This window comes from Mycobacterium attenuatum (assembly GCF_900566085.1).
GTDB classification, from domain to species: domain Bacteria; phylum Actinomycetota; class Actinomycetes; order Mycobacteriales; family Mycobacteriaceae; genus Mycobacterium; species Mycobacterium attenuatum.
The window spans coordinates 68981-93423 of the sequence record NZ_UPHT01000057.1 but is presented as its reverse complement, the minus strand read 5'-3'; the positions used below and the strand labels follow the sequence as shown (position 1 = coordinate 93423).

General features: G+C 66.7%; 18 protein-coding genes and 3 pseudogenes. 7 read left to right on the top strand and 14 right to left on the bottom strand.

Translation table 11 applies throughout. From position 1 onward, the window contains the following. Positions 1 to 95: 95 nt before the first annotated feature. From EET13_RS30295 to EET13_RS10105, 5 genes and pseudogenes are all read right to left on the bottom strand, one after another. Positions 96 to 1700 (bottom strand): class I SAM-dependent DNA methyltransferase, encoded by a 1605-nt coding sequence (locus EET13_RS30295; RefSeq protein WP_168991260.1) that lies wholly within the window; start codon positions 1698 to 1700, stop codon positions 96 to 98. Positions 1701 to 1913: 213 nt separating this feature from the next. Beyond that, a pseudogene (locus EET13_RS30290) lies at positions 1914 to 2960 on the bottom strand (restriction endonuclease subunit S); the annotation flags it as partial. After that, positions 2957 to 4174, bottom strand: a complete 1218-nt coding sequence (locus EET13_RS10115; RefSeq protein ID WP_122442157.1) for a winged helix-turn-helix domain-containing protein — start codon at positions 4172 to 4174, stop codon at positions 2957 to 2959. The pseudogene EET13_RS30290 and the gene EET13_RS10115, both read right to left, overlap by 4 nt. Continuing rightward, positions 4174 to 4659: a dihydrofolate reductase gene (locus tag EET13_RS10110; protein ID WP_122442156.1), complete on the bottom strand. Its 486-nt coding sequence runs from the start codon at positions 4657 to 4659 to the stop codon at positions 4174 to 4176. The genes EET13_RS10115 and EET13_RS10110 overlap by 1 nt, the downstream gene beginning before the upstream one ends. Next, entirely contained in the window at positions 4656 to 5456 is an 801-nt protein-coding gene (locus EET13_RS10105; protein ID WP_122442172.1) for a thymidylate synthase, read from the bottom strand. The genes EET13_RS10110 and EET13_RS10105 overlap by 4 nt, the downstream gene beginning before the upstream one ends. A 156-nt stretch (positions 5457 to 5612) precedes the next feature. On the opposite strand from EET13_RS10105, the gene EET13_RS10100 reads away from it, so the two are divergent. Further along, the gene (locus tag EET13_RS10100) at positions 5613 to 6356 is read left to right on the top strand and encodes a dienelactone hydrolase family protein (RefSeq protein WP_122442155.1); all 744 of its coding nucleotides are present in this window, start codon (positions 5613 to 5615) and stop codon (positions 6354 to 6356) included. A 157-nt stretch (positions 6357 to 6513) separates the two neighbouring features. On the opposite strand, the gene EET13_RS10095 is transcribed toward EET13_RS10100, so the two are convergent. From EET13_RS10095 to EET13_RS10060, 8 genes are all read right to left on the bottom strand, one after another. Beyond that, positions 6514 to 7617, bottom strand: coding sequence for an acyl-CoA dehydrogenase family protein (locus EET13_RS10095; RefSeq protein WP_122442154.1), 1104 nt, complete (start codon positions 7615 to 7617; stop codon positions 6514 to 6516). Beyond that, positions 7614 to 8798: an acyl-CoA dehydrogenase family protein gene (locus tag EET13_RS10090; protein ID WP_122442153.1), complete on the bottom strand. Its 1185-nt coding sequence runs from the start codon at positions 8796 to 8798 to the stop codon at positions 7614 to 7616. The genes EET13_RS10095 and EET13_RS10090 overlap by 4 nt, the downstream gene beginning before the upstream one ends. After that, positions 8795 to 9577: an SDR family oxidoreductase gene (locus tag EET13_RS10085; protein ID WP_122442152.1), complete on the bottom strand. Its 783-nt coding sequence runs from the start codon at positions 9575 to 9577 to the stop codon at positions 8795 to 8797. The genes EET13_RS10090 and EET13_RS10085 overlap by 4 nt, the downstream gene beginning before the upstream one ends. A gap of 85 nt (positions 9578 to 9662) precedes the next feature. Further along, complete coding sequence (locus EET13_RS10080) at positions 9663 to 12872, bottom strand: acetyl-CoA carboxylase family protein (protein WP_122442151.1); 3210 nt, start codon at positions 12870 to 12872, stop codon at positions 9663 to 9665. A 65-nt stretch (positions 12873 to 12937) separates the two neighbouring features. After that, positions 12938 to 14101, bottom strand: a complete 1164-nt coding sequence (locus EET13_RS10075; RefSeq protein ID WP_122442150.1) for a PPE family protein — start codon at positions 14099 to 14101, stop codon at positions 12938 to 12940. A 46-nt stretch (positions 14102 to 14147) separates the two neighbouring features. Then, positions 14148 to 14954: a PPE family protein, SVP subgroup gene (locus tag EET13_RS10070; RefSeq protein ID WP_122442149.1), complete on the bottom strand. Its 807-nt coding sequence runs from the start codon at positions 14952 to 14954 to the stop codon at positions 14148 to 14150. A 301-nt stretch (positions 14955 to 15255) separates the two neighbouring features. Further along, the gene (locus EET13_RS10065) at positions 15256 to 16803 is read right to left on the bottom strand and encodes a class I adenylate-forming enzyme family protein (protein WP_425294234.1); all 1548 of its coding nucleotides are present in this window, start codon (positions 16801 to 16803) and stop codon (positions 15256 to 15258) included. A gap of 113 nt (positions 16804 to 16916) precedes the next feature. Beyond that, positions 16917 to 18065: a PPE family protein gene (locus EET13_RS10060; protein ID WP_122442148.1), complete on the bottom strand. Its 1149-nt coding sequence runs from the start codon at positions 18063 to 18065 to the stop codon at positions 16917 to 16919. A 272-nt stretch (positions 18066 to 18337) separates the two neighbouring features. Here EET13_RS10060 and EET13_RS10055 point away from each other — a divergent pair. Further along, positions 18338 to 18592, top strand: a pseudogene (locus EET13_RS10055) (VOC family protein); the annotation flags it as partial. A gap of 67 nt (positions 18593 to 18659) precedes the next feature. On the opposite strand, the pseudogene EET13_RS10050 reads toward EET13_RS10055, so the two are convergent. After that, positions 18660 to 18908, bottom strand: a pseudogene (locus tag EET13_RS10050) (flavodoxin family protein); the annotation flags it as partial. 97 nt (positions 18909 to 19005) lie between these two features. Here EET13_RS10050 and EET13_RS10045 point away from each other — a divergent pair. From EET13_RS10045 to EET13_RS30885, 5 genes are all read left to right on the top strand, one after another. Next, positions 19006 to 20358, top strand: a complete 1353-nt coding sequence (locus tag EET13_RS10045; RefSeq protein ID WP_244603844.1) for a recombinase family protein — start codon at positions 19006 to 19008, stop codon at positions 20356 to 20358. Positions 20359 to 20531: 173 nt separating this feature from the next. Continuing rightward, positions 20532 to 20891: a helix-turn-helix domain-containing protein gene (locus tag EET13_RS10040; RefSeq protein ID WP_122442145.1), complete on the top strand. Its 360-nt coding sequence runs from the start codon at positions 20532 to 20534 to the stop codon at positions 20889 to 20891. 169 nt (positions 20892 to 21060) lie between these two features. After that, positions 21061 to 22800 carry an AAA family ATPase gene (locus EET13_RS10035; protein ID WP_122442144.1) on the top strand — a complete coding sequence of 580 codons (1740 nt, stop codon included), beginning with the start codon at positions 21061 to 21063 and terminating at the stop codon, positions 22798 to 22800. Positions 22801 to 23355: 555 nt separating this feature from the next. After that, a complete protein-coding gene (locus EET13_RS10030) occupies positions 23356 to 23841 on the top strand; it encodes a hypothetical protein (protein WP_211189047.1) in 486 nt (161 codons plus the stop codon). Beyond that, positions 23841 to 24410 carry a flagellar hook-length control protein gene (locus EET13_RS30885; RefSeq protein WP_211189046.1) on the top strand — a complete coding sequence of 190 codons (570 nt, stop codon included), beginning with the start codon at positions 23841 to 23843 and terminating at the stop codon, positions 24408 to 24410. The genes EET13_RS10030 and EET13_RS30885 overlap by 1 nt, the downstream gene beginning before the upstream one ends. Positions 24411 to 24443 lie beyond the last annotated feature (33 nt).

The window sequence follows — 24443 nt, the reverse complement described above, 5'->3', positions numbered from 1 at the left end:
GCGTTGTCCCGCAGCGTCGCACGGTAGCGCACCGCCGTCGGTAACGACGATGGCGGCGCCTACCCGGTCAGCATTTCAGGCCGCGGCAACCGGTCTTACACATCCAGCTGTATCAGCTGCTTACGCACAACGTGGTCCAGACGGGCCGACTCATCGAGCGCTTCCACCAGCTCATCTGCCAACCGCCTGATTTTCGCATTGGTCGGCTCGGACTCCTCCGCGGTTTCAGCTGCGCCCACGTACCGGCCTGGGGTGAGCGCATAGTTGGCCGCCCTGATCTCCGCCAATGTCACCGACTTGCAGAATCCTGGAACATCCTGGTAGCCAAGCTGTTTCGCGCCAGCTGAAAGCGTTGCACGCCAGGCGTGGTAGGTGTCGCCGATGAATGTGATCTCATCGGTGGTCAACGCCCGCTCGGTCCGGTCGACGAGGTAGCCGAATTCGCGCGCGTCGATGAACAGCACCTGGCCGCAGCGGTCTATCGAGCCTTGACAACCCGCACCCTTGTCGTCAGCGAAAAACCATAGACAGACCGGGATCCCGGTGCTGCGGAACAATTGAGTCGGCAGCGCGACCATGCAGGCAACCAGGTCTGCGTCGACGATTCGTGCGCGAATAGCGCCTTCGCCGCTAGAGTTCGACGACATCGAGCCGTTCGCCATCACCACCCCGGCCCGCCCCCCCGGGGCAAGCTTGGACAGGATGTGCTGAATCCATGCATAATTCGCGTTGTTGACGGGCGGAACGCCGAACCGCCAGCGTGGATCGTTCTCGTCACGGGCCCAATCTTTGATGTTGAATGGCGGATTGGCCATCACATAGTCCATCAGGATTCCCGGGTGGTGGTCACGGACGAAGGTGTCGCCCCAGCGGGCGCCGAGGCCGTTGTTGTCGATTCCGTGGATAGCGAGGTTCATCTTCGCCATTCGCCAAGTCTCCTCGACGCTCTCCTGGCCATAGATGCGAATTTGGTTCGGGTCACGCGCGTGCTCGTGGACGAACTTCTCCGTCTGCACGAACATGCCCCCGGATCCGCAACAGGGGTCGTACACCCGACCGCTTGACGGCTCGAGAACCTCCACCAACAGCTTGACCACACTGGGCGGGGTGAAGAACTCCCCGCCGCGCTTGCCTTCCGCACGAGCGAATTTGCCGATGAAGTACTCATACACCTCGCCCATCAGGTCTCGCGCGCGATGTTCGCCTTGCCTGCTGAAGCGCGCCTTGCTGAACAGTCCGACCAGCTCACCGAGCCGGCGCTGGTCGATGTTGTCGCGGCTGTACAGCAATGGCAACGTCCCGGCGAGCACCGGATTGGCTTGCATCACTGAGTCCATTGCCTCGTCGATGAGGGCGCCAATGGCTTTCACCGATTCAGCGCGTACTGCCGGCCTGCCGTCGGCGTTGATGTTGGTGTTGGTGTTGATGTCGGCGTTGGCGATCAAGAACTCCCAGCGCGCATTCGGCGGCACGGTGAACGCGCCGCAGCCCATGTCCCCGGCCGACGTCGCCCGGGTCATGGTGCGCCGCTCGGCATCCGCGTCGGACAGGTATTTGAGGAACAGTAGGCCGAGGATCACGTCTTTGTATTGGTTCGCCGTTATGGACCCGCGCAGCTTGCCGGCGGCTTTCCAGAGCGTGTCCCTGAGTTCCTTCACCGTCGACGGCGCCGGCCGCTCCTGGTCGTTGCGGGACAGCATCCCTTGCTTCCTCCCATTCGGCGTTGCATCGCGGTCGGGCTCCGCAACGCGGTCGGCGTCCTTCACCGGGATGGCCCGGTAAGTGCCGCTGCGCGCCGCCGGCTCGCGCGCGGGCGCTACCACGCGTCGACTCGTGACGTTGGTGCCCTGGGCAGCCGCATAGATTCGCTCCACCACGCCACTGTTGATCGGCTCGATTTGCCGGACATTGACCACACCGGACACCAGATGTGGAAGCAACGCATCGCGACACGACGCCAACCGAGCAGATTCGACCCGTCGGCCATGGCACAGCGCGCCCAAGCCGGCAATCGCATGTGCGTGTCCGGTAGTCAGGCGTCGCACATCAGGCACGCGGGTTTGCAGAAGTTGGTGCGGCTGGATTCGTTGACGGCTTCCTGTCACGCCCGCAACCAGCTGGCGGAGTCCGGCTAAGACATCGGGTTGCCGTAATGCCGACCACACGGCCGAGGCATCTAGCTCGATCGGCTCCATCACAACGAATTCCGTACTCGCCAAAGCCATTTCAGTCGGAAGGTTGGTGACGTTCCAGATCCGCGGGATCCTCGGGTTCAGCTTGGAAAACAGCACACACGGCCGCGACAACACGAACTTGGCGCTTTTTATGGTTCGACCATCGACGACGGCAGGCTGTGCCCCGTCGTCGAACGCGGGAAAGCTGTAATGGGCGACTCTGGCGTCAAATCTCCGGGGAGCCACGCACACGGTTGACCTTTTCGCCAGGCTCGACAGCGTCACGTAATCAGACACACGCCGCACGATGGCGAGCATCAGCGACTCGGCGGCTTCAATGACGCGGTTGTTGGCGGCAATCTTGTCGTCAAAGACGCCGAGTGCTTCGCCAATTCGGGGACGATCCGATGCGTCGGCTACACACATCGAAAGGTCCCGCAGGATGGTCTGGTTGAGCAGGGGCTGTCCCGAACCGGCGCGATACCGGTTGAGGCCGCAGCTTCGTAACGCGTAGTACCAGTAGCGGATTTCTTCGGGGCGCCTGGCACGACAGGCCAGTGCGTTGTCGGTGACCCACACGTCGGAGTCGTGGTAATGCACGCTACCGCAATACGACCCGACCCGGCCGATGACGATCAGCGGCCCGTGGACATTTGGCTGGCCTGCATAACCGATCACCCCGTTGGCGCCGCAGACGGGAACGTCGCCGTCGGGTTCTCGCTTGGGCCGTGCACGACCGTGAGCGAAATCAAGATGATCGCCCAGCCTTGCGCGTCCGGCGCTCATCCGCCGGCCCGCTTGGTCACGACGCGCAGCTCCCCGGCAAGGTCGCCGTGGCCGGACACGCTGATCCCACTCAGCCCCAGCCAGGACGCCATCGCCTGCAGCTCCCCGGCCAACGCTGCGGCGACCCGCGGCCGTGGCGAGTCGGGTTCACCGAACGCCCCAACCACGCGCAATGTATCGGCGGCGCGGTCGGCTTTGAGGTCCACCCGCGCGACCAGCTGGCCGTCCAGCAGCAGCGGCCACACGTAGTAGCCGTAGTGGCGTTTGGGCGCCGGCGTGTAGATCTCGATGCGGTAGTGAAAACCGAACAGCCGCTGGACTCTTGGCCGGAAGAAGATCAACGGGTCGAATGGACACAGCAGCGCCGTGCCGCGATCGCGGCGCGGCACCGTCTGGCCCACCCGCAGGTAGGCTGGCGCCGGCCAGCCCTCGACACTCACCGACTCGATTTCACCGGTGGCCACCAGGTCGGTGATCGCCGGCTTGACCTGTTGGGCGGTCAGCCTGAAATAGTCGCGGATGTCGGCTTCGGTGCCCACCCCCAGTGCGGTGGCCGCTCGCAGCGTCAGCTGGCGCACGGCTTCGTCGTCGTCGACCTCTCGCGCCAGCACCTCTGCCGGCAGCACTCGCTCCACCAGGTCGTAGTGGCGGGCAAAGCCGACGCGGGTGGCGGTGGTCAGCGCCCCGGACGCGAACAGCGCCTCGGCGACCCACTTGGTGTCGCTGCGGTTCCACCAGGTTCCTTTTCGTGTGCGGGGCTCGGCGGCCAACTGCGCTTGGATCTGACCGGCGGTGCTGGGTCCGAGTTCGGCGACCGCGGCGATGATGTCGTCGGCCAGCTGCGGGTTGGCCTTGACGATATGAATACCCCAGCGTCCATACCGGTACTGCCGCATCCTCCAGCGCAGCAGCGGCCAGTCTTCGACAGCCATCAACGCGGCTTCGTGTGCCCAATACTCGACCAGCAAACGCGACGAGCGCGGGCCCCACGCGGCGCGGTCCAACAGGTCGCGATCGTAGGGGCCGAGCCGGCTGAACACCGGCGCGTAGTGCGCCCGCACGGCCACCGATACCGAATCCAGTTGCAGCACTTGGATCCGGGAGATCAGCCGCTTGAGGTGGGCGCGCGTTATCGGGCCCGCCGGTTTCGGCTCGACGAAGCCTTGTGCCGCGACCGCGACCCGGCGGGCTTGCGCGGCAGTCAAGGCGCTCATCACCGGTAGTAGCTGTGGAAGCGGTAACGCAACCCCGACCGGCTGACCTGCCACTCCCCTACGTCGCCTTGCCACGTCTCGTCGAGCAGCGGAGCAAGGGCGTCATCGTCGTCGCGGGGTAGGTCCACGTCGACCTCGGTCACCTCACACCTGATGGCCCGCGGTAGGGCCAGAGTGTAGATCTGCTCCCCGCCGATCACCCAGGTGTCCTCCGGTTCGGTGAGGGCGTCGTCAAGTGAACCGACCACCTCGGCACCTTCCGCCACGAAGTCAGTCTGGCGGCTCAGTACCACATTTCGTCGGCCGGGCAATGGCCTGGCAGCGACCGGCAGCGAGTCCCAGGTCCGTCGGCCCATCACCACTGTGTGGCCCATCGTGATCCGTTTAAAGTGGCCGAGGTCTTCGGGCACCCGCCAGGGAATGTCACCGCCGCGGCCGATGACACCCGACGTTGACTGAGCCCAGATCAGGCCCACTGTTGTCATACAGCTACGGGGGCTTTGATCGCGGGGTGCGGGTGGTAGTTTTCCACGAGGATGTCCTCGTAAGTGTAGTCGAAGATCGAATCCCGTTGTGCCAGCACTAGTTTTGGGTACGGCCGGGGGTCACGACGCAATTGTTCGTGGACCTGTTCGACGTGGTTGTCGTAGATGTGGCAATCACCGCCGGTCCAGACGAACTCGCCGACGCCAAGGCCGGCCTGGGCGGCCATCATGTGGGTGAGCAATGCGTAGCTGGCGATGTTGAAGGGCACGCCGAGAAACAGGTCGGCGCTGCGCTGGTAGAGCTGGCAGCTCAGCCGCCCGTCGGCGACGTAGAACTGGAAGAACGCGTGACACGGCGGCAGCGCCATCTGCGGGATATCGCTGACGTTCCAGGCCGACACGATGATCCGCCGGGAATCGGGATCGGTGCGCAGCAAATTCAGAGCGGCACTGATCTGGTCGATGTGCTCACCCGAAGGCGTCGGCCAGGACCGCCATTGCACACCGTAGATCGGCCCGAGATCGCCTGTGTTGCTTGCCCATTCGTCCCAAATGGTGACACCGTGCTGGTGCAGCCAGCCGATGTTGGAGTCGCCGCGCAAGAACCACAGCAACTCGTAAGCCACCGACCTGAAATGGACTTTTTTGGTGGTCAGCAGCGGGAAGCCGGCAGATAGGTCGTACCTGATCTGCTGGCCGAACAGGCTTCGGGTGCCGGTGCCGGTACGGTCGGGTTTGGCCGTGCCCGTTTCGAGCACCAGGCGCAGCAGGTCCTCATAGGGAGTCGCAATCGGCACCACGCGGCCAGCTTAGCGGCGATCGCAAGCCCCGCGAAGCGGGGCGCGGCGGGTCGCCGCCAATCAATCCAGCGGCGATCGCAAGCCCCGCGAAGCGGGGCGCGGCGGGTCGACGCCAATCAATCCAGCGGCGATCGCAGGAGTACAACGGAAGCCATGCCGAAGCTCACCGATACGGTCACCACGCCCGACGGCACCTGCCCCGTCGAGCTGTTCACCCCTGATGGAGCCGAAGCCCCGTGGCCCGGTGTGGTGATGTATCCCGACGCCGGCGGCGTGCGGGACACCTTCAACCAGATGGCGGCAACGCTGGCGGGATTCGGCTACGCGGTACTGCTGCCCGACGTGTACTACCGCGAGGGCTCCTGGATCCCGTTCGACATGGCGACGGCGTTCGGCGACCCGAAGGAGCGCGCGCGGATCATGTTCATGATCGGCACCATGACCCCGGACCGGGTCACCCGCGACGCCGGCGCGTTTTTCGACTATCTGGCCAACCGGCCGGAAGTGAGCGGCCAGCGCTTCGGCGTATGTGGCTACTGCATGGGCGGCCGCATCTCGCTGGTGGTCGCCGGGCGTGTTCCGGAGCGGGTCGTAGCCGCGGCGTCGTTTCACGGCGGTGGCCTGGTCACCGACAGCGCAGACAGCCCGCATCTGCTGGCCGAGCGGATGCATGCCATCGTGTACGTCGGTGGCGCGAAGAACGATCCCTCGTTCACCGCTGACCATGCCGAACAGCTCGACAATGCCTTGACCGCGTCGGGTGTCGAGCACACCATCGAGTGGTATCCGGCCGCTCACGGGTTTGCCGTCCCGGACAACCCGCCGTACGACCAGGCATGCGAGCAACGTCACTGGACGGCGATGACGGAAGTTTTCGGTTCCGCCCTGTCGCGCTGATCCGGCGAGCAGACATAGAATCACCCAATTCCTCGGCGTGTCAGGCGATTTTGCGTCTGCTCGCGCGACCTCGGCCTGCTCGCGCGACCTCGGCCTGCTCGCGCGACCCCGGCCCGCTAGCGCGACCCCGGCCCGCTAGCCCGAAGCCTCGCCGAAGTCAGGTGACCGGCAGGTTGATCAAGGTGGCCAGTCGGGCGCGGTGCCGGTACGCGGTGCCTAGGGCCAGCTGGTCGCTCTTGGCCCGCTTCAGGTACAGGTGAGCAGGATATTCCCAGGTCATGCCGATTCCACCGTGAAGCTGCACGCATTCCTCGGCGGCGCGCACCGCGACGCCGCTGCAATACGCCTGCGCCAGAGCCGCCGCGATAGCCGCATCTGCATCGCCTCGGGCGCACGTGTCGGCGGCGTAGCGGGCCGCGGCCGTCGCCGCACCGACTTCGAACCACAGATCGGCCAGCCGGTGCTTGATCGCCTGATAGGAACCGATGGCCCGGCCGAACTGTTTACGCTCTTTGACGTAGGCCAGCGTGGTGTCAAGGCACCACCGCGCGATCCCCAGCTGCTCCGAGGCCATCAGCGCCGCTGCGGTCTGCAGCGCTTCGGCCAGCGCGGCTTCGGCCGGCCCGGTGCCGATCGGCGATGACGCAGCACCCGAAAACTGCACGTCTGCGAGGGGTCTGGTCATGTCGAACGTCAGTAGCGGCGAGACCTCGACCCCGGCCGCGTCGCGGGCGACGGTATGCAACTCCACACCGTCGGGTCCAGCGACCGGCACCACCAGCACGTCGGCTTCCCTGGCACCCGCCACGCTGGTGACCCGTCCGGTCAGTCCGTCGGCGCCACTGCCCACTCCGGTGACCGGATCACCCGGCGCGGTCGACAGCGACACCACCAGCGCCGCGGTAACGGCGCCCCTGGCCAGGCTCGAGAGCGTCTCGGTCTCACCGGATCGCAACAGCGTGACGGTCGCAAGCACCGCACTGGACAGGAACGGGACCGGCGCGACGGCCCGGCCGATCTCCTCCACGACCACGGCTGCCTCACGAGCACTCGCACCTGCTCCGCCCAGCGGCTCGGGGACCAACAGCCCGGCCACTCCCAGGTCGGCGGCCAGCGTCCGCCATATCTCCGAAAAGTCTTGCGGCGGTGCATCATAGGCACGCAGCAGGAGTTCGTGCGGACACCGGTCGGCGAAAAAGTGGCGCACGCTGTCGCGCAGCGCCTCCTCGGTGTCGGAGTACAGCAGGTCCGCGGCGCTCATCGAGACAAGTCCTTCCACGCGACGGTCTTGTCGACACGATGTTCACCGGGCAGGCCCAACACCCGCTCGGAAATGGTGTTGCGCAAAATCTCCGACGTGCCGCCTTCGATCGAGTTGCCACGAGCGCGCAGGTAGCGATATCCCGGCCCGCGCCCGATGAGGTCGACGGTCTCCGGCCGTCGCAGTGTCCAGTCGTCGTATCCCATCCCGGACTCGGGGTGCAATTGGAGCTCGAATCCCGAGATCTGTTGCGCAAGACGGGCAAATGCCACTTTCATGCCGGCTCCCTCCGGCCCGGGCTGGCCGCTCGCGGCCTGCTGACGCAGTCGTTCGCCGGTGAGCCGCAGTACTTCGGCTTCCACCCACAGCCGCATCATGTCGTCATGCATGGCCGGATTGCGCAGCGCCGGCTGATCGCGCCAAGCTTCGGTGACCCTGCCGATGTGGCCACCTTCGCGCGGGATTCCGGTCCGTGCGCCGATCGCGACGCGCTCGTTGTTGAGGGTGGTGGTCGCGACTCGCCAGCCGACGCCTTCCGGGCCGAGCCGGTTGGCGTCGGGCACCCGGACGTCGGTGAGAAACACCTCGTTGAACTCCGCCTCACCGGTGATCTGACGCAGCGGCCGGATGTCGATGCCCGGTTGCCTCATGTCGCACAGGAAGTATGTCAGCCCAGCATGTTTGGGAACATCGGGGTCGGTGCGGGCCACCAGGATGGCCAGCTGTGCGTGCTGGGCCATCGACGTCCATACTTTCTGCCCGTTGACAATCCAGTCGTCACCATCGCGTACGGCACGCGTTGCCACCCCGGCTAGGTCCGATCCGGCTCCCGGTTCGCTGAACAACTGGCAATACAGGTGTTCACCGGTGAACAACGGGCGCAAGAACTTACGCTTCTGGTCTTCGGTTCCGAACGCAACGATCGTCGGAGCCGCCATGCCGATCCCGATGATGTTTCGCCCGCCGCCGGCCGGCGGCGCGCCGGCTGCGGCCAATTGCGCGTCAACCTGCGCCTGATACGTGTGCGGCAGGTCGAGCCCGCCGTATCCCACCGGAAAGTGCACCCAGGCCAGCCCCGCGTCGAACCGCGCGCCGAGGAATTCCCGCGGGTCGGTGGTGGCCGGTCGGTGCTGGTCGAGCAGCGCCTGCACCCGGGTTTGCAGGTCCTCGCCGATGTTCATCGCGCGCCACCCGGATTGGCGCGAAACCCTTGGGCGTTGCCCAGCAGCAGGCCGCCGTCGATCACCATGGTCTCGCCGGTGATCCAGCTCGCGGCATCGGAGACCAAGAATCCGACGGCTTCGGCCACGTCGACCGGTTCGCCGATGCGCCCGAGCGCGATGGTGGCCGCCAGCGGATCCTCATGGTCCTTCCACAGCGCCTCGGCCAGCCGGGTGCGCACCACTCCAGGACATATTGCGTTGACCCGCACCCGCGGCGAAAGTTCCAGCGCCAGTTGCTTGGTCACATGGATCAGGGCTGCCTTGGTGGCGTTGTACATGCCCATGGCCGGAGATTGATGCATGCCGCCTATCGAGGCGGTGTTGATGACGACGCCGCCGTGCTCTCCCATCCATGCCTTGACGACGAGTGAGGTCCACAGCAACGGTGCCCACAGGTTGACGTCGAAGATCTTGGTGAATCGAGCATGGTCCTGCTCGATCAGCGGGCCGAACGCCGGGTTGGTCCCCGCGTTGTTGATCAGGATGTTCACGCTGCCGAAGCGCTCGAGGGTAAGGTCCACGCAGCGTCGGGCGGCTTCCTCGTCGACCGCGTGTGCGCCCACGCCCACCGCGCGCTCGCCGACCTGGGCGGCGGCCGCGTCGGCGGCCTCCTGCTTGCGCGCCGTGAGCACCACGTTGGCGCCGGCGGCGGCCAGGCGCTGCGCTGTCGCCAGCCCGATTCCCCTGGAGGCGCCGGTGACTAGGGCGGTACGGCCGGTGAGATCCAGTGCGGTCATCGTGGTATGCCTTCTGTGTCGTCGATGTTAGCCAATCTAACCCTGCGGAAACCGCTGGCCGGGGCCGGGGCAGCGCAGCGTACCGTCAGCGTCTCGCCAGCCTGGTGATCCAGGCTCGCGAGTCTGCCGGATCGATCACGTCGTCCAATTCGAACGTGGTGGCCGAGCGCAGCGCCTTGCCGTGCTGGTAGGCCGCGGCGACCAGCCGGTCAAAAAGCGCTTGGCGCTCAACCTCATTCGCGGCCGCGGCCAACTCCTTGCGGAACCCGAGGCGCACCGCCCCTTCCAGCCCCATGCCACCGATCTCGCCGGTGGGCCAGGCGACCGTGAACTCGGGGGCGCGAAAGGAGCCACCGGCCATGGCCATCGCTCCCAACCCATACCCCTTGCGCAAGATGATCATTCCCAGCGGCACCGTCAGCCGTGCGCCGGCGATGAACATCCGGCCGAACCGCCGAACCGTGGCCTCTTTCTCTGCCTCCGGCCCGACCATGAATCCCGGGGTATCGCACAGCGAGATCACCGGCAGCCGGAACGACTCGCACAGCATGAGGAAGTCGGCGGCCTTGTCCGATGCCGACGCGTCGATGGCGCCGCTCAGATGGTGGCTGCTGTTGGCGATCAGTCCGTAGGCCACCCCCTCGACGCGGACCAGCGCCGTGAGGATGCCGACCCCGTAGTCGGGACGCAACTCCAGCACCGAACCGACATCGACGATCGACTCGATTGCCCGGCGTACGTCGTAGGCACGTAACCTGTTCTCCGGCACCATATGTCGCGACATCCGTGGGTCGGGAGCGGCCCAATCGGCCACGTTGCCCTGGAAATACGACAGGTACTGCTTGGCCAGCGACACAGCGTGCACCTCGTCGTGGGCGACCAGGCCCACCACGCCGTTGTGCCGCTGCACGTCGATGGGCCCAATGGCTTCCGGCGGGTACACCCCGAGGCCGCCGCCTTCGATCATCGCCGGCCCGCCCATGCCGATATTGGCGTCCGGGGTCGCGATGATCACGTCGCACACACCGGCAAGGGCGGCGTTGCCGGCGAAGCACCGGCCGGACACGATGGCCACCAACGGCACCCGGCCGGACAGACCGGCCAGCACCCGAAACGTCGGCACGTCCAGCCCGGCCCGGCCGCCGACGTCGGTGTCGCCGGGCCGGCCCCCGCCGCCCTCGGCGAAGAGGACGATCGGGAGGCGTTTCCGGACGGCCAGGTCGAAGACGCGGTCGGTCTTCGCATGGTTGCGCATGCCCTGCGTCCCGGCCAGCACCGTGTAGTCATAGGACAGCACAGCCACCTCAGCAGCCGCCCAGCCGAATCGGTCCGCGCCAATGGTCGCCAGACCAGCGATCAGGCCGTCGGCGGGAGTATGGGCAATCAGGTCCGCCTCCGAGCGTCGGCTCAGTTGTGCGGCGATCGCCAAAGCCCCGTACTCGACGAAACTGCCGGCGTCGACCAGATCGGCGATGTTTTCGCGTGCGGTACGCCGACCCTGCTTGTGCCGCCTGGCCACAGCCGCTTCCCGGCCTTCGTCCAGGGTGCGCAGATGGCGCTGGCGGACCTCGTCAAGGTCGGTCCGTGTTCGATCCAGATCGATTACCGCAGTGGATGATTCGCTGTCAGTAGCGTCGGTGCGGGTGAACACCAGCAGCGGGTCGCCGGTGGCCACTACCTGACCGGGCGATACCAGGTTGCGAATGGTCCGCAGCGCCTCCGGAGCCGCCTGGACATGCTGCATTTTCATCGCCTCCAGCACGACCAACTGCGTGCCGGCACCTACCTCGCTACCCTCGGGCGCGACGTCTACGACCGTGCCGGCCAGCTGGGCACGCAGCGCTTCCTCATCGGGGTAGAGCTCCACCGGGGCAACCCGATGCTCGTGCCGGTGAGATAGCGCGGCCGCGGCCAGGAGGGGCAGCTTCTCTTCAACGAAACTCGTCGTGACCACGCCGGACTGCACCTGATGGTCCGACAAAAGTTCTTGTAGGAGCGTCAAATTCGTGGCGACACCTTCGATGCTGAACTCCGACAGCGCAATTCGCACCTTGCGTACGGCAGCGGCAAACGACGACCCGTGGACATGAACAACGACCTTGGCCAGCAACGATTCATACCGGGGACTCACCGACAGCCCCGGCCGGCCGTGGGTGTCGACCCGCACTCCTGGGCCGCTCGGGGGCGAAAACATCGTCAGGACACCCGCCGTGGATAGGACGGACCCGTCCGCCGCCACGGTTTCGGCGTTGACCCTGGCCTGGATTGCGATGCCGCGCGCGGGAGCGGGATCACCCATGACTGTGTTTGCCTCGCAGGCTATTCCAGACGGTAAATCCAGCTCGCCGTGGGACGCGCCGCCGGCGATCGCCAGCTGCAGCGCCACCAGGTCCAGCCCGGTCACCTCTTCGGTGACGGTGTGCTCAACCTGGATTCGTGGGTTGACCTCCAAGAAAACGAATTCCTCTCCGCAGACCAGGAATTCGACGGTGGCCAGCCCGCGCAATCTCACGCGGGCGCAGAGCTTCGTCGCGGCGCCATGTAAACCACGGCGTAGGCCCTCCGAGAGGCCTTGGGCCGGAGCCATTTCGATCAGCTTCTGGTAGCGTCGCTGGATACTGCAGTCGCGATCGCCCAGCGCCAGCGCATGCGGCGGTTGCCCGACGACCTGAACCTCCACATGCCGGGCGCCACCTAGATACGCCTCGGCTAACACCGCCGGGTTACCGAAGGCCAGTTGCGCTTCCGCAGCACACTGCTGGTACGCATCATCGATCTCAGCGGCGCTTGCCACCTTGCGCATACCCCGGCCGCCACCGCCGGCAAGCGCCTTGATCATGATCGCGCCGCCGCCCTGGGCGGCGAAGAATTCCTGGATGTCTTCGACGGTGCTCGGCCCCTGGGTCGCAGCCAGTACTGGCACCCCGGCGGCGACGGCGGCTGAGCGGGCGGCAGACTTGTCGCCGACCAGCTCCAGCCCCTCGGCGTCGGGTCCCACGAACGTGTAGCCGGCGGACTCGCAGGCCCGCGCGAATTCGGGGTCCTCGCTGAGGAACCCGTAGCCGGGGTGGATCAGCTCGGCGCCGGACGCCGCGGCTGCGGCCAGGATGGCCGCACCGTCCAGGTACGTCCCTATGCCGTTCCCGGGCAGGGCAATTGCCTGATCGGCCGCGTGCACGTGCGGGCTGTCGGCGTCATCGTCGGCGTAGACAGCGACCGTGTGGATGTCCAATTCGGTTGCCGTCCGGATGATTCGAAGCGCAATCTCGCCCCGGTTCGCGATCAGCAACCTCATTCGGACACCCCGGTCATCGTGACGCGAGACCACATACGGGCCACATTACGGCCCGGCCGGCCGGATCAGACGACGACCTGCTTGGGCATCACCGTCGGCCGGAATCCGTACCTGGGCGCAGCATATGAACCGCCCTTGGCGGCGACAGCCAGTCCCGGCGCGCCGGGCATCGCTGCGACCGGCCCCGCGTCCTCGGGTACCGCCCAGCCGCTGCCCTCCAGCGCCGTGGTTCCCGAAGGCACTGCCGGCGCGGCGCTGGACCAGCTCACCGGCACCGACATCTTGCCAACCGTGGATGCCTGGCCCAGGCCAGCCAGAACGGAACCCGCGCCCGCCGGTGCCACCGCGTGCGTCGTGGCCGCTGGTCCTGCAATCGCGGGAGCCACTTCGGCAGCAACCCCGCCCGCGGCGTTCGCGGCATCGAGGGCGTGTCCGAGGAAGACCGCGTTGGGGATGGTGGCCATGACGAACCAGGCCGCGGTGTTGACCGCACCGTTGATGGCGTTTTGCACGAACGTGTTGCCGAGCAGGTCACCGATGATTCCGCCGAGGGCCGTCGCGTCGAATACCGACGCAGCCGGCGACGCGAGCCCCATGACCGCGTTGGGCACGTTGGTGATCAGGTTGGCTAGCCCCACCTGTTGCACCGTTCCGGACGCGGCGGCCTGGCCCACCGCAGCCGCCTGGCCGGCCAGCCCGGCCGGGTTGGCGATCTGCGACGGCGGGGTCAACGGGTTCAGCGTCCCTGCGGCCGCCGACGACGCCGCATAGCCGTACATCGCCAGGGCGTCCTGTGCCCACATTTCGCCGTAGTGCGCCTCGGTGGCCGCGATGGCGGGGGTGTTCTGGCCCAGGATGTTCGTGGCCACCAGCGCCGCCAGCAGCGCCCGGTTGGCCGCCACCTCAGCCGGCGGCACGGTCGCGGCAAAGGCCGCCTCGAAAGCGGCCGCCGATGCGGTGGCCTGCGAGCCGGCGTGGGCGGCGCATTCAGCGGTGTAGATCAGCCAGGCCAGGTACGGCTGCGCCGCGGCCGCCATGGACATCGACGCCGGGCCCAACCATTGCTCGGTGGTCAGCTGGGTGACCACCGATTCGACAGAGGCGGCCGTGGTGCCCAGCTCGACGGCCAGTCTGTTCCATGCTGCAGCGGCAGCCATCATGGGTGCCGCCCCCGCACCGGCGTACATCCGTGCGGAGTTGATCTCAGGGGGTAAGGCTCCGAAATCCATTGTTATCCCGCTCCTTTGGTTCAGTCCGGCTGAATCAGCTGGTTGCCTAGACGGCTTCAGGCTTCGGCATGACGATCGGCTTTACGCCGTAGCGCGGCGCACCGAAGCCAGCGCTGCTGCGCGTCGCCGACGCCAATCCCGGCATTCCGGGAATGACCGTGCCCGGCGCCGCCAGCGGTGCGGCCGCGGTCCAGCCGGCACCTTGCAGCGTGCCGACGCTGGTGCTTGACACCAGGGTGGCCGTCCCCGCCCAGGTGGGCGGCGCCGCCGCGCCGATCGATGACACCGCACCCAGGCCGGCGGCGATTGGCGCCTCACCGAGGGCGGCCTCGGCCGCGGCCGCCGGTGCCAGGGCGGCTCCGCCCAGGACGTCGGCTGCATCGGCTTCAGCGGTCTCGGCCGCAGCCGGGAGAATCGCACCGCTGGCCAACGCGAGCAAGTCCGAAGCGGCCGACGCCCAGTTGCCGGTCCCGATGTTGAAGATGTTGGCGAGATCCGAGATCCATCCCGGAGTCTGGCTGGGCGCCAGCGCGCCAAGGATGTCCGACAAGGGCGAGGCCGCCGCGGACGAATTGGCCGCCTCGGCGGCCGCGTAGGTCCCGGCGCTGACCCCGAGAGTGTTCACCAACATGTCGTACATCGCCGTGGCCTCGGCGCTGATCTGCTGGTACAAGCTCCCATAGGCAGTGAACAACGACGCCTGCAGCATCGACACCTCGTCGGCTGCCGCCGGAATCACGCCCGTGGTCGGGACGGCCGCGGCGACGTTCTCGGCATCCATCGTCGCGCCGATGGTTTGCAGCTTGCCCGCCGCGGCGGCCAGCTCCTCTGGCTGTGTCGTCAGGAATGACATCAGTGCTCCTCGTGTTCGAAACATGCCGACCGATTGCGGCGGCCACTTCCTGTGAATTTACTGAACAGCTTCTGTTTGTTTGCTGGACAGTGTCTGTGTACTCAGATAAGGCTAGTGATCCACACTCCCGCCGTCGCGATCCAAAGGCGTCAGCGAGCAGACCCGTTACGGTTTCTTAACGCGAACGCCGGCAGTGCTAACACTGTCCCGTCGAGCGTGTCATCTTCCGGCTACCAGCGGCGTTGAAATGAGAGGTGTGGCGCGAATTTCTACGCTTTGCGGGCGGGGCGCCGGGCGCCGGTCAACGCAGCGGCGGGCCCCACCTGACCTGTTTGCGCAGCATGCCCTTGAGCAGTTTGCCGCCGGCGTTGCGCGGCAGCGCTTCGGTCACCACCGTGACGTACTGCGGAACCTTGAAGTCGGCCAGTTGCCGCCGGCAGTGTTCGAGCACAGCCGCCACGTCGATGCGCTCCGCGCCGCCGTACAGCACCGCGCCGACCTTCTCCCCCATGACGTCGTCGGGCACGGCCAGCACGCAGGCGTCGGCAACGTTGGGAGCTGCCAGCAGCGCGGATTCGACCTCGACGCTCGAGACGTTCTCACCACCGCGGTTGATGATGTCCTTGAGCCGATCGATGATGCGCACCCGGCCCGCGTTGTCGACACGGACCACGTCGCCGGTGTGCAACCAGCCGTCGACAATCGTGGCCGCGGTGGCGTCCGGCCGGTTCCAGTAGCCCGCCATGATGTTGGCCCCACGGACTACCAACTCGCCCGTCGTCTCGCCCGGGTCGGGGCCGTCCCCCCGCAACGGAACCACTCCGAGGTCCACCGAGGGCACCGCGTAGCCGACCGAGTCGGCATGCTCAACGGCGTCCCAATCCGGCAGCACCGTCATCAGGGAGGCCGATTCGGTCATGCCGTATCCGTTGAACACCGTTGCGTGCGAAAACGCCTTCTTCACCGACCGCGCCAGGGACGGGGGCATGGGTGCACCGCCATAGCCGACCCAACGGACCGAGGAGACGTCCGCGGCAGCAAAACCCTCGTGCCGCAACACTAATGAGTACACAGCGGGAACCGTCACCAGCAGTGAGATGCGCTCGGCGCGAAGTGTCGCGAGCAACTGGTCGAGGTTCAACGCGGGCATGATCACTGACGCTCCGCCGACGCGCGCGGCTGCCAGCAGCTGCGAGTTACAGCCCGTCGCGTGGAATAGCGGCACCGAAATCAGGGTGCGCAGCTGGTCGCCGAGATCGGTTGACAGCCAGAGACATCTGGCCCCGTTCTCGGTGTTGGTCAGGAACGCCTCATGGGTGGTCGGTACCCCCTTGGGGTGGCCAGTGGTGCCGGAGGTGTAGAACAGCGCGGCCGTGTCCCGCGGGCCCAGCCGCTCTGTCACGTACGGGGCCCCGTCGGGCAGCGCCGTGTCCGCGCTCAGGTCGATCCGCGCCCCGGCGTCGGACACCACAAACTCGACCTCCGGTTGAGTGGAGCGTGTGTTGACCGGCACCACAATGCCGCCGGCCATCACGGTGCCCCAGAACGCCAGCACCCAATCAACCCCGGCGGGGTAGCGCACGGCCACCCGGTCGCCAACGCATAGACCGCCCGCCCGCAGTCCGCCGGCCACCCTCGAAGCCCGATCCCACAGCTGCCGGTAGGTCAGCCGCGCAGCGCCGAGTTCAACCACCGCTTCACTGTCGGGGCGGCTGTCGACTTGTTCGGCAAGCATGTCCAGCAGGGTGGCCGGCAGGTCGTCGTAGTGTGGGACGCCGTCGTGATCGAGATAAACGCCGGTGCGCGGAAACGGGTTGTCTGCCCTGGAAATCGCAACGATCTGAGGCACCTGGTCACTCCACGCCGTTGCAGCTTTTGACGACGGCGACAGCGGCGCCAACGGTGTCAATGTTGCCGTGCACCCACACACCGTAGGCGCGGATGACGAGATCGTCAGCCGGATCAGGCGAAAACTTGCTTGGGCACCACAGTCGGCTTGACTCCGTATCGCGGGCCCGCGCCTACGCCGTCGGCGAGTGCTGCGAGCATTCCCGGCGCTGGCAGTACCGCTGCGATCGCGCCGTCCTGCTGCGGAACTGCCCACCCTGTGCCGGCCGAGGCGACGTCGGCGGCCATCGCCGGTGCCGCGCTGGACCAGCTCGCCGGCACCGACAGCCGACCGACGGAGGATGCAGTGCCCACGCCGGCTGCGATCGGTGTTGCGCCGACGCCCGCGGGGGCAACCGTGTGCGCCGCTGCGGCTGTCGCGGCAGCCGAACCCGCTCCGCTGAAGGCGACCTCGCCAGCGGCGTCGGCCCCTTCATTGCTAGTGGTCAAGGCCATATCAAAGTCCGCTATCACGCCCGAGGCGCCGTGCCATGCGTGATCGACGAACAACGGATTGGGCTCAGCGAGAAATGCCACGACCGCATTGAGTCCCGCCGCCTGGGCCTCCGACGGAGCCGGGGAGGCAAGGCTCATAACGGCGGTGGGCACGTTGCTGATCAGGTTGTTAAGGCCGACCTGCTGTGCAGAACCGGAGGCAACGGCCTGGCCAACAGCGGCGGCTTGGCCGGCAATCCCCGGGGTAGTGCTAGCCGACGGAGCGATCAGCGGGTTCAACCTGCCCGCTAGTGCGGAGGCGGTCGCATAGCCGTACATGGCCGCCGCGTCCTGAGCCCACATTTCGCCGTAGCACGCCTCGACGGCCGCGATGGCCGGCATGTTTTGCCCGAGGAGGTTTGTCGCTACCAGTTGGGCCAACTGCGCCCTATTGGCCGCAACCTGCGCCGGGGCGACCGTCGTCGCAAGTCCCGTTTCAAACGCGGCCGCAGAGGCCACCGCTTGTGCCGCCGCGAACGCCGAGGATTCAGCCGCGTGGTTCAGCCAGGCCACGAGAGGCTTTGCGGCGGCAGCCATCGACAGCGCGGCAGGACCCAGCCACGGCTCGGTCGTCAGCCGCGTGACGATTGACTCGAAGCAGGATGCAGCAGTGCTCAGCTCAACTGCGATGCCGTTCCACGCCGCCGCGGCCGCCACCAGGCCCGCCGCGCCCGCACCGGTGTACATGCGCGCGGAATTGACCTCCGGTGGCAGAGCTCCAAAATCCATTGAGGCGTTCCGTTACTAGTCGAGGTCGAGGTCGAGCGGGCGACGGTCATCCTGCGGCAGCAATCATTTCATCATGTTCGCCGTCAGCGCGCCGCTCACTTGACAGGCGCGTACCCGTGTCGACGACCTCGATCAGGTCGACACCCTGATTGCGGCCCACCCGGTCATCGGCTTGCCGACGGCGATAGCGGCACCGGCGGTGTCACATGGTGTCGGGGCAGTGCTCGGCGCGTGGTGACTGTGCAAGGTAGCCCCGGCATCTACACCGTTTCCAGCGCGACGGACGGGACGCCGCAGGGATGATGAACCCGACGGCGCGCGACTACGCCGGCTCCCCACCACCCCGATGGGTTGCCTACATCGCCGTGGACGACGCAGCCAAGATCGCGGCCCGAGTAACCGACCTCGGGGGGACGGTGCTCGAACATCCGAGCCAAGTTCCCGGCGTTGGAATTATCTGCATGTTCAAAGATCCCGTAGGCGCCATCATCTACGTGATGGAACCCGAACAGCCACCCGCCGAGTGACAGGCAACAGTGCACAGGCCGGCCCCATCGAACTCGAACGCCGCGAACCGAATGCGGGGCCCGGCTGTCAACCCATGAGATGAGCGGCAACCGTCGCGCCGAGGTTCCAGCAAGCCTCCAGGTCGGCCTTACTCGGCTTGCCCATCACCACCACGGTCTCGGCAGCCTGCACCCAGCCCAGTCCCGTCGTGATGGCGGTGAGGCCCCGCTCCGCTCCCTCGGTGCCCTCGTTACCGTGGATATAGACCCCGAACGGTCGGCCACGGGTGCAATCGAGCAGCTGGTAGTAGGACTGATCGAACGCGTGCTTAAAACTCGTATAGTCTCTTAGTATGGCGACGACACTATCACCGCAGGTCACCCGTGCTGTCATCTATGCCCGAGTGTCGAGCGACAGGGCCAAGGGCCGTTCGGTGGTCGAGCAAGAGGCCGAATGCCGTGCCGAGTGCGACCGCCGGGGCTGGCCGGTCGCCGACGTGCTGACCGACAACGACCGCTCGGCAACACGGTTCGCCACTAAGGACCGGCCCGAGTACGAGCGGCTGCGCACGATCCTGCAACCCGGCGATGTGCTGGTGGTCTGGGAGGCCAGTCGTGCGGGGCGGTCACTCGATCACTACGTCGATCTGCGGCGGCTGTGCTCGGAGCGCGGCGTGCTGCTTTCCTACAGCGGGAAGCTGTTCGACATGGACGACGGCGACGACCGTTTCACCACGGGTCTCGATGCTTTGATTGCCGAGCGCGAGGCTGAGGACATTCGCAAGCGCATCGTCCGCTCACACCGCGCCAACCTGGCGGCGGGCAAGCCCCACGGACGAGTTCCGTATGGCTACAAGATCGTTCGCGACCCCGAGACCGGCAAAGCGACCGGGCGCGTGCCCGACACTGCACGCGCTCCCCTGGTTGCCGAGGCGGCGCGCCGGGTGCTCGACGGGCACAGCCTCGAATCGACGGTGCGGTGGATCGCCGCCAAAGACCCCGACCCCCGGTGGAACGCCGCGAAGCTCCGGCGGATTCTGCTCAACGCCACCAACGCCGGATTCCGCACTCAGAGCGCAAAGGTCAACGGCAAGCGTGGACCGCAGAAGATCGTCAAGGAAGGCACTTGGACGCCCATCCTCACACCCGAGCAGCACGACGATCTGGTTGCGCTGTTCACCGCCCGCAAGACTGGCCCGCGTGGGCCTGAGCCCGTGTATCTGCTGTCGGGTATCGCCGATTGCGCGGTGTGCGGCGACAAAATCTGGCGCGGCAAGGCGGGACGCAAGAAGGATGGTTCCCTCTATGAGGTCTACAAGTGCCGGAAAGGCTGCGTGGGGCGCAACCTCGGCCAGGTCGATGACGTAATCCTGGCGGTGGTCGACGGCATCCTGACGACGCCGGAGGCACTTGAGGCGCTGGCCGTGCCGCGTGCCGAACCCGACTCGACGGCCAAGGCCAATCTCGAAGAACTCAAGCGCCAGCTGCAGGCGGTCGAGGACCAGCTGACCGACGGCAAAATGCCCGCCGATGTGGGCGCACGCGTCGCCACCAGACTTGCCGAGCGCATCGATGCCTTGGAGAAGGTGACCGCGCCCGTGTTCACCGAGCCGATCGTGCGTGAAATCGCCACAGCCCCTGACCCGCTGGCACTGTGGCGATCGTTCTCCCTGCCTCGCAAGCGCGAGTTCATCCGCGCCGTGATGACGATCGAGATCGAGCGCGTGACGAGCAGGTGGCACGCCAAGGAGCACGGCATCATCATCACGCCACGCCAAAACCGTTGAGAGGCAACCCGACAAAGGTGGGTTTCTCGACGCGCCATAGAGCGCGCACCGATATCTAAAGTGATCTAACACGCGCTATAGTCGCGTCTGTTGAGGCGGAACCGAACCCGCCGACAAGCCCGCGAGGATCACCCGATCCTGGGCGGTACGTCGGCGAGTTGTAAGGAAACCCGTTGTCCGCCACTGCCACTCTCCCCCGGTATCTCACGCCGGACGAAGTCAGCACCAAATGCTTCGGCGGTGCTGTCGCGCCCGGCAGAATCCTCAACCTCACCAAGACCCAAGGCCTTCCGTCGCACCGTGTTGGTCGTCGCCAGATGTTCATCGCCGATGAGGTCGACGCCTGGGTCCGCAACCGCGATGCCGACGGCGGTGCGGTAACAGCCACGCCGCCTCGCAGTAACCCTGCGCCGGTCGACCAGGCCTGGGTAGCCGCTGTCGTTGCTCAGTTCAGCGCCGACGACCTGCGGCGGGCTGGCGAGTTACTGCTGGCGCTCAGCCGTGCTGACGTCCAGACCAGCGGTGCCACATGAGCTTAGTGACCCGAACCGGCACCGGCTCAACATGATTGCCCTGAAAAGGGTGATGCCCGCCGGACGCTAACCCGGCGGGCATCACTCCCAACGATTCAGTGCCCGCGACGCCCACAACCACGAAGGCCACCGCACCCTCTCCGAGTCACCAGTTCAGAAAGGCAACACCATGTCTCGCAAGGAGAACGCTGCCGAGTCTACCGGCAGCGGTGCAGAACAGGCCGATACAAACGGCCACAGCGGGTTAGTCATCGACCTGCCGGTCGACTTCGGCAAGCGCGCCAAGGCCGATGACGGCAAGGCCGACGTGAACGGGCTGCGGCCCGGCGAGGAGGGTTATCAGCCGTTCAACCGTCCGTCGGCCAACGCCAAGCACGCGAAGGAGTTGGGAGTGCAGCAGGCAGTGGAGAAGCGGCGGAACCGTTGGGCGAGCGTGCGGTTCGCCCGCAGTAGCCTTGATGGGTGCACGGAGCCGTGGGCGCGCAAGCTCGCCGCCAACATCGACGCCTGGGACGCTGGACGCGATCCGATCAGCGACACCCCGCAGTTGATGTTCAAGGGCGACCGGCTCGTGGACGCCGGAGCCACCGACGACCAAATCACCGCCTTGGGCGCACTGACTAACGAGCAGATCGCCGCCTTGAAGATCACGGAGGCGGCGACCCGCGAGGACTGCCGCATCCAGGCGCGGGAAGCAGCGCAGAGCCTGGCTGCCGCACGCCGCAACACCAACCCCGTGCGCGAGCGTTGGATGTCGCTCGATGAGCTTGCCGCCCTGCCCGCGCCGGTCGACCTGATCCCGAAGCTGATGGGCACCGGCACCCTCGAACGCTGGGTCGGCATGTCGGGCACGCTCAAGAGCTTCCTGGCTCTCGACGTCGCGCTGTCGCTGGCGACCGCCACCCCGTTGCTCGGGGCGCGGCGGTTCGAGGTGGCCGGAGCCGAGCCGGTGCACGTCGCCTACGTGGTCGGTGAGGGTCTGGCGGGCATCAACGACCGGGTGGAGGGGTGGTGCCGGGAGCGCGGCGTGCCCCGCAGCAAAGTTGATCAGTACGTGACGTTCCTAAATGGGGCGGCGCAACTGGCGTCCGACGCCGACATGGCCGACATTCGGGCACTGGTCCAGGCGCGGAGCACCGCCCTGATCGTCTTCGACACCCAGGCCCGCTGCACGGTCGGTCTCGAAGAGGACAGCGCCACAGCCCAGGGTCTCGCCATCGCAAAGGTCACCGATCTGGTCAACGACACGCGGGTGACTGCGCTGCTGCTGCACCACACGCCCAAGAGCAACCCCGAAGTCGGGCGCGGCACGATTGCGTGGACCAATGCGCTGGACACCGAATGGGCCGTGTTGCGGCCCGACCCCGGCACGTTCGCTGTCCGGTTGGAGAACCGCAAGAACAAGAACGGTGCCGACGGCCACGCCATCCTCGTCACGGCCACGAAGGTCGAACTCGGCGGCGGGCGGAGCACTCTGGTGCTGGCACCGGAGGCGGTCGACCCGGCTGTTATTGACGTCGACCTCACCACCGCCCCGATGGAGGAGTGGACCGGCGTCGGCGCGAACTACGCGCTGCCGATGCTCAAGCTGGCGCAGGTCAACTGCATCCCCGGCGTCGGTCTGACCCAAACGCGCCTCGCCGAGATCGCCGCCGAGGTGGTCCGCGAATACACCGACCACAAGGGGCGCACGAAGAAGGAGCGGCGGGTGTGCAGCACGGGCACCGCCACCACGGCGATCAAGCTGCTCGCGCAAGGCGGGAAGCTGGTGGTCGCCCGCGTCGACTCCCTGCAGCACACCTATTGGCAGCCCAAGGATGACGTGGAACTCACCGACGCCGATCGTGCTGCACTGACGGCGACCGAGGACACCGCCGGGTTCGAGGATGCCGCCGGAGATGCCGCATAGAAGGGTCAAGCGAGGGGGGTCTAAGCCCTCTAAATCGTCACTTAGATCCCTTCCGAACTGCGCCTTTGCGCTCGGAGCAATGCCCGATCGGGTTAGCGATGGCGGGTTTCGACGGCTCCGGCACGCCGCTGAGGCGCAAAAGCCCAGGTCAGACTGGACGAGGGGTCTAAATGAAGCCACTTAGACCCCAGGTTAGTTAGGCAACCGGGGGTCTAAAGCCCTCTAAACGGGGTCTAAATGCGCTGACCTGCATGTTTATAAGCCCTCTAAGCGGGGGTCCAAATCGAGGCCTACCCCCTCTAAGTGTCGTTCCCCCCTTTATGGGGGGACTTAGAGGGAAGGGGAACACCGACGACGAGACCCGCCCCTGCTGCTCCGGCGTCACTGGCGACGTCAGGAGCGGCGGCGGCGACACCCTCACCCGAGCGCGCCCCGACGGGCCGGAGAGCGGCGGATGACCGGGGCGGTGAGCGGCGGATCAGGCAGTGGCACAACGAGTTTCCCTCCGACGTCGGGTACTAGAGGAGAAGGTCGCAATTACCCCACAATGACCACATGGCACGACCGGGACCGGCGATGAGCCGAGAGGACAGCCGACGCCGCGCTGAGCGGGCGCGGTGGCTGCGCGGTACCGGCAAGACGTGGCAGCAGATCGCCGACTCCGAGGGCTTCCGGTCGCGGCGGGCGGCTCAACTGGCGGTGGCTCGCCTGGCGGAGGCCGAACCCGCAGAGAACCCCGTCACCCTCCGTCGCACCGCTGCAGACGGGTTGCGGATCACCAGGAGCATCATGTTCGCCGGTCTCGCGGAAGCGAAGCAGGCCGGAGACCATCAGGCGGTGGTCTCCTACGCCCGGGCCATCGGAGACAACATCGACAAGGACGCCAAGCTCAACGGGTTGCACGTGCCGGTTGCCCAGCAGGTCGACGTGAACGTGTCCCAATCGCTGCCCTCGCTGATCGCCGACACGCGTCAACGGATGCTCGAAGTGCTCGACGCCGAGGTGGTCGACGCACCAACCCCAACCAAGGAGATCGCCTGATGACCACTGTTACCCGGCGCGACGCCGTAGACGCTGCGATGTCCGTTGCTCAGGACGTGGCCGAGGGTCGGCTGGACCCGTCGGCGCTGCAGGACCAGGCCGTGACCGAGTTGCGCGAACTGTTCGGCACCGTGATCGGAGCCGATGACCCGCTGTGGTCGCTGCACGCCGACGTCGCCCGGCAGGCGGTGGGGCTTGGTGCGCTGAGTCCCGAGGAATTGCGCGAGTGGGCAGCCGTGCTCGATCGCCAGCGCGGTGTCGAGCAGCCCACAGAGCCGTCGGAATCGTCCTGCCCACACGATGATCCATTGCCGGCGGTTTCGTTGGCGAGCGTTGCGGAGAGCAGGCCGGAATCCACCGACGACGATCACGCGCCGGAGGACGAATCCGATTACGCTGCGCTGCAGGGCACCTCGATCGTGTCGGCGCTGGCGGCACTCGCTTCGGCTGCCCAGCAGGTTCACGCGCAGCCTGCCTCCACGCCGACGCCTGCACCGCAGCGCCGGGCCGACAGCGGCGACTATGACCCGTTGCGCGGCTTCAACCCCGGCGCGACTCGACGGCTCTGAGCTTCACCCCAACAGAGGAGAATGGATCACATG

What these genes read in the sequence shown, in the direction of transcription:
- EET13_RS30295 (WP_168991260.1), bottom strand. Translation starts at nt 1,700, where the DNA reads ATGCTGTCCCGCAACGACCAGGAGCGGCCGGCGCCGTCGACGGTGAAG.
- EET13_RS10115 (WP_122442157.1), bottom strand. Translation starts at nt 4,174, where the DNA reads ATGAGCGCCTTGACTGCCGCGCAAGCCCGCCGGGTCGCGGTCGCGGCA.
- EET13_RS10110 (WP_122442156.1), bottom strand. Translation starts at nt 4,659, where the DNA reads ATGACAACAGTGGGCCTGATCTGGGCTCAGTCAACGTCGGGTGTCATC.
- EET13_RS10100 (WP_122442155.1), top strand. Translation starts at nt 5,613, where the DNA reads ATGCCGAAGCTCACCGATACGGTCACCACGCCCGACGGCACCTGCCCC.
- EET13_RS10095 (WP_122442154.1), bottom strand. Translation starts at nt 7,617, where the DNA reads ATGAGCGCCGCGGACCTGCTGTACTCCGACACCGAGGAGGCGCTGCGC.
- EET13_RS10090 (WP_122442153.1), bottom strand. Translation starts at nt 8,798, where the DNA reads ATGAACATCGGCGAGGACCTGCAAACCCGGGTGCAGGCGCTGCTCGAC.
- EET13_RS10085 (WP_122442152.1), bottom strand. Translation starts at nt 9,577, where the DNA reads ATGACCGCACTGGATCTCACCGGCCGTACCGCCCTAGTCACCGGCGCC.
- EET13_RS10080 (WP_122442151.1), bottom strand. Translation starts at nt 12,872, where the DNA reads ATGAGGTTGCTGATCGCGAACCGGGGCGAGATTGCGCTTCGAATCATC.
- EET13_RS10075 (WP_122442150.1), bottom strand. Translation starts at nt 14,101, where the DNA reads ATGGATTTCGGAGCCTTACCCCCTGAGATCAACTCCGCACGGATGTAC.
- EET13_RS10070 (WP_122442149.1), bottom strand. Translation starts at nt 14,954, where the DNA reads ATGTCATTCCTGACGACACAGCCAGAGGAGCTGGCCGCCGCGGCGGGC.
- EET13_RS10060 (WP_122442148.1), bottom strand. Translation starts at nt 18,065, where the DNA reads ATGGATTTTGGAGCTCTGCCACCGGAGGTCAATTCCGCGCGCATGTAC.
- EET13_RS10035 (WP_122442144.1), top strand. Translation starts at nt 21,061, where the DNA reads ATGTCTCGCAAGGAGAACGCTGCCGAGTCTACCGGCAGCGGTGCAGAA.
- EET13_RS10030 (WP_211189047.1), top strand. Translation starts at nt 23,356, where the DNA reads ATGGCACGACCGGGACCGGCGATGAGCCGAGAGGACAGCCGACGCCGC.
- EET13_RS30885 (WP_211189046.1), top strand. Translation starts at nt 23,841, where the DNA reads ATGACCACTGTTACCCGGCGCGACGCCGTAGACGCTGCGATGTCCGTT.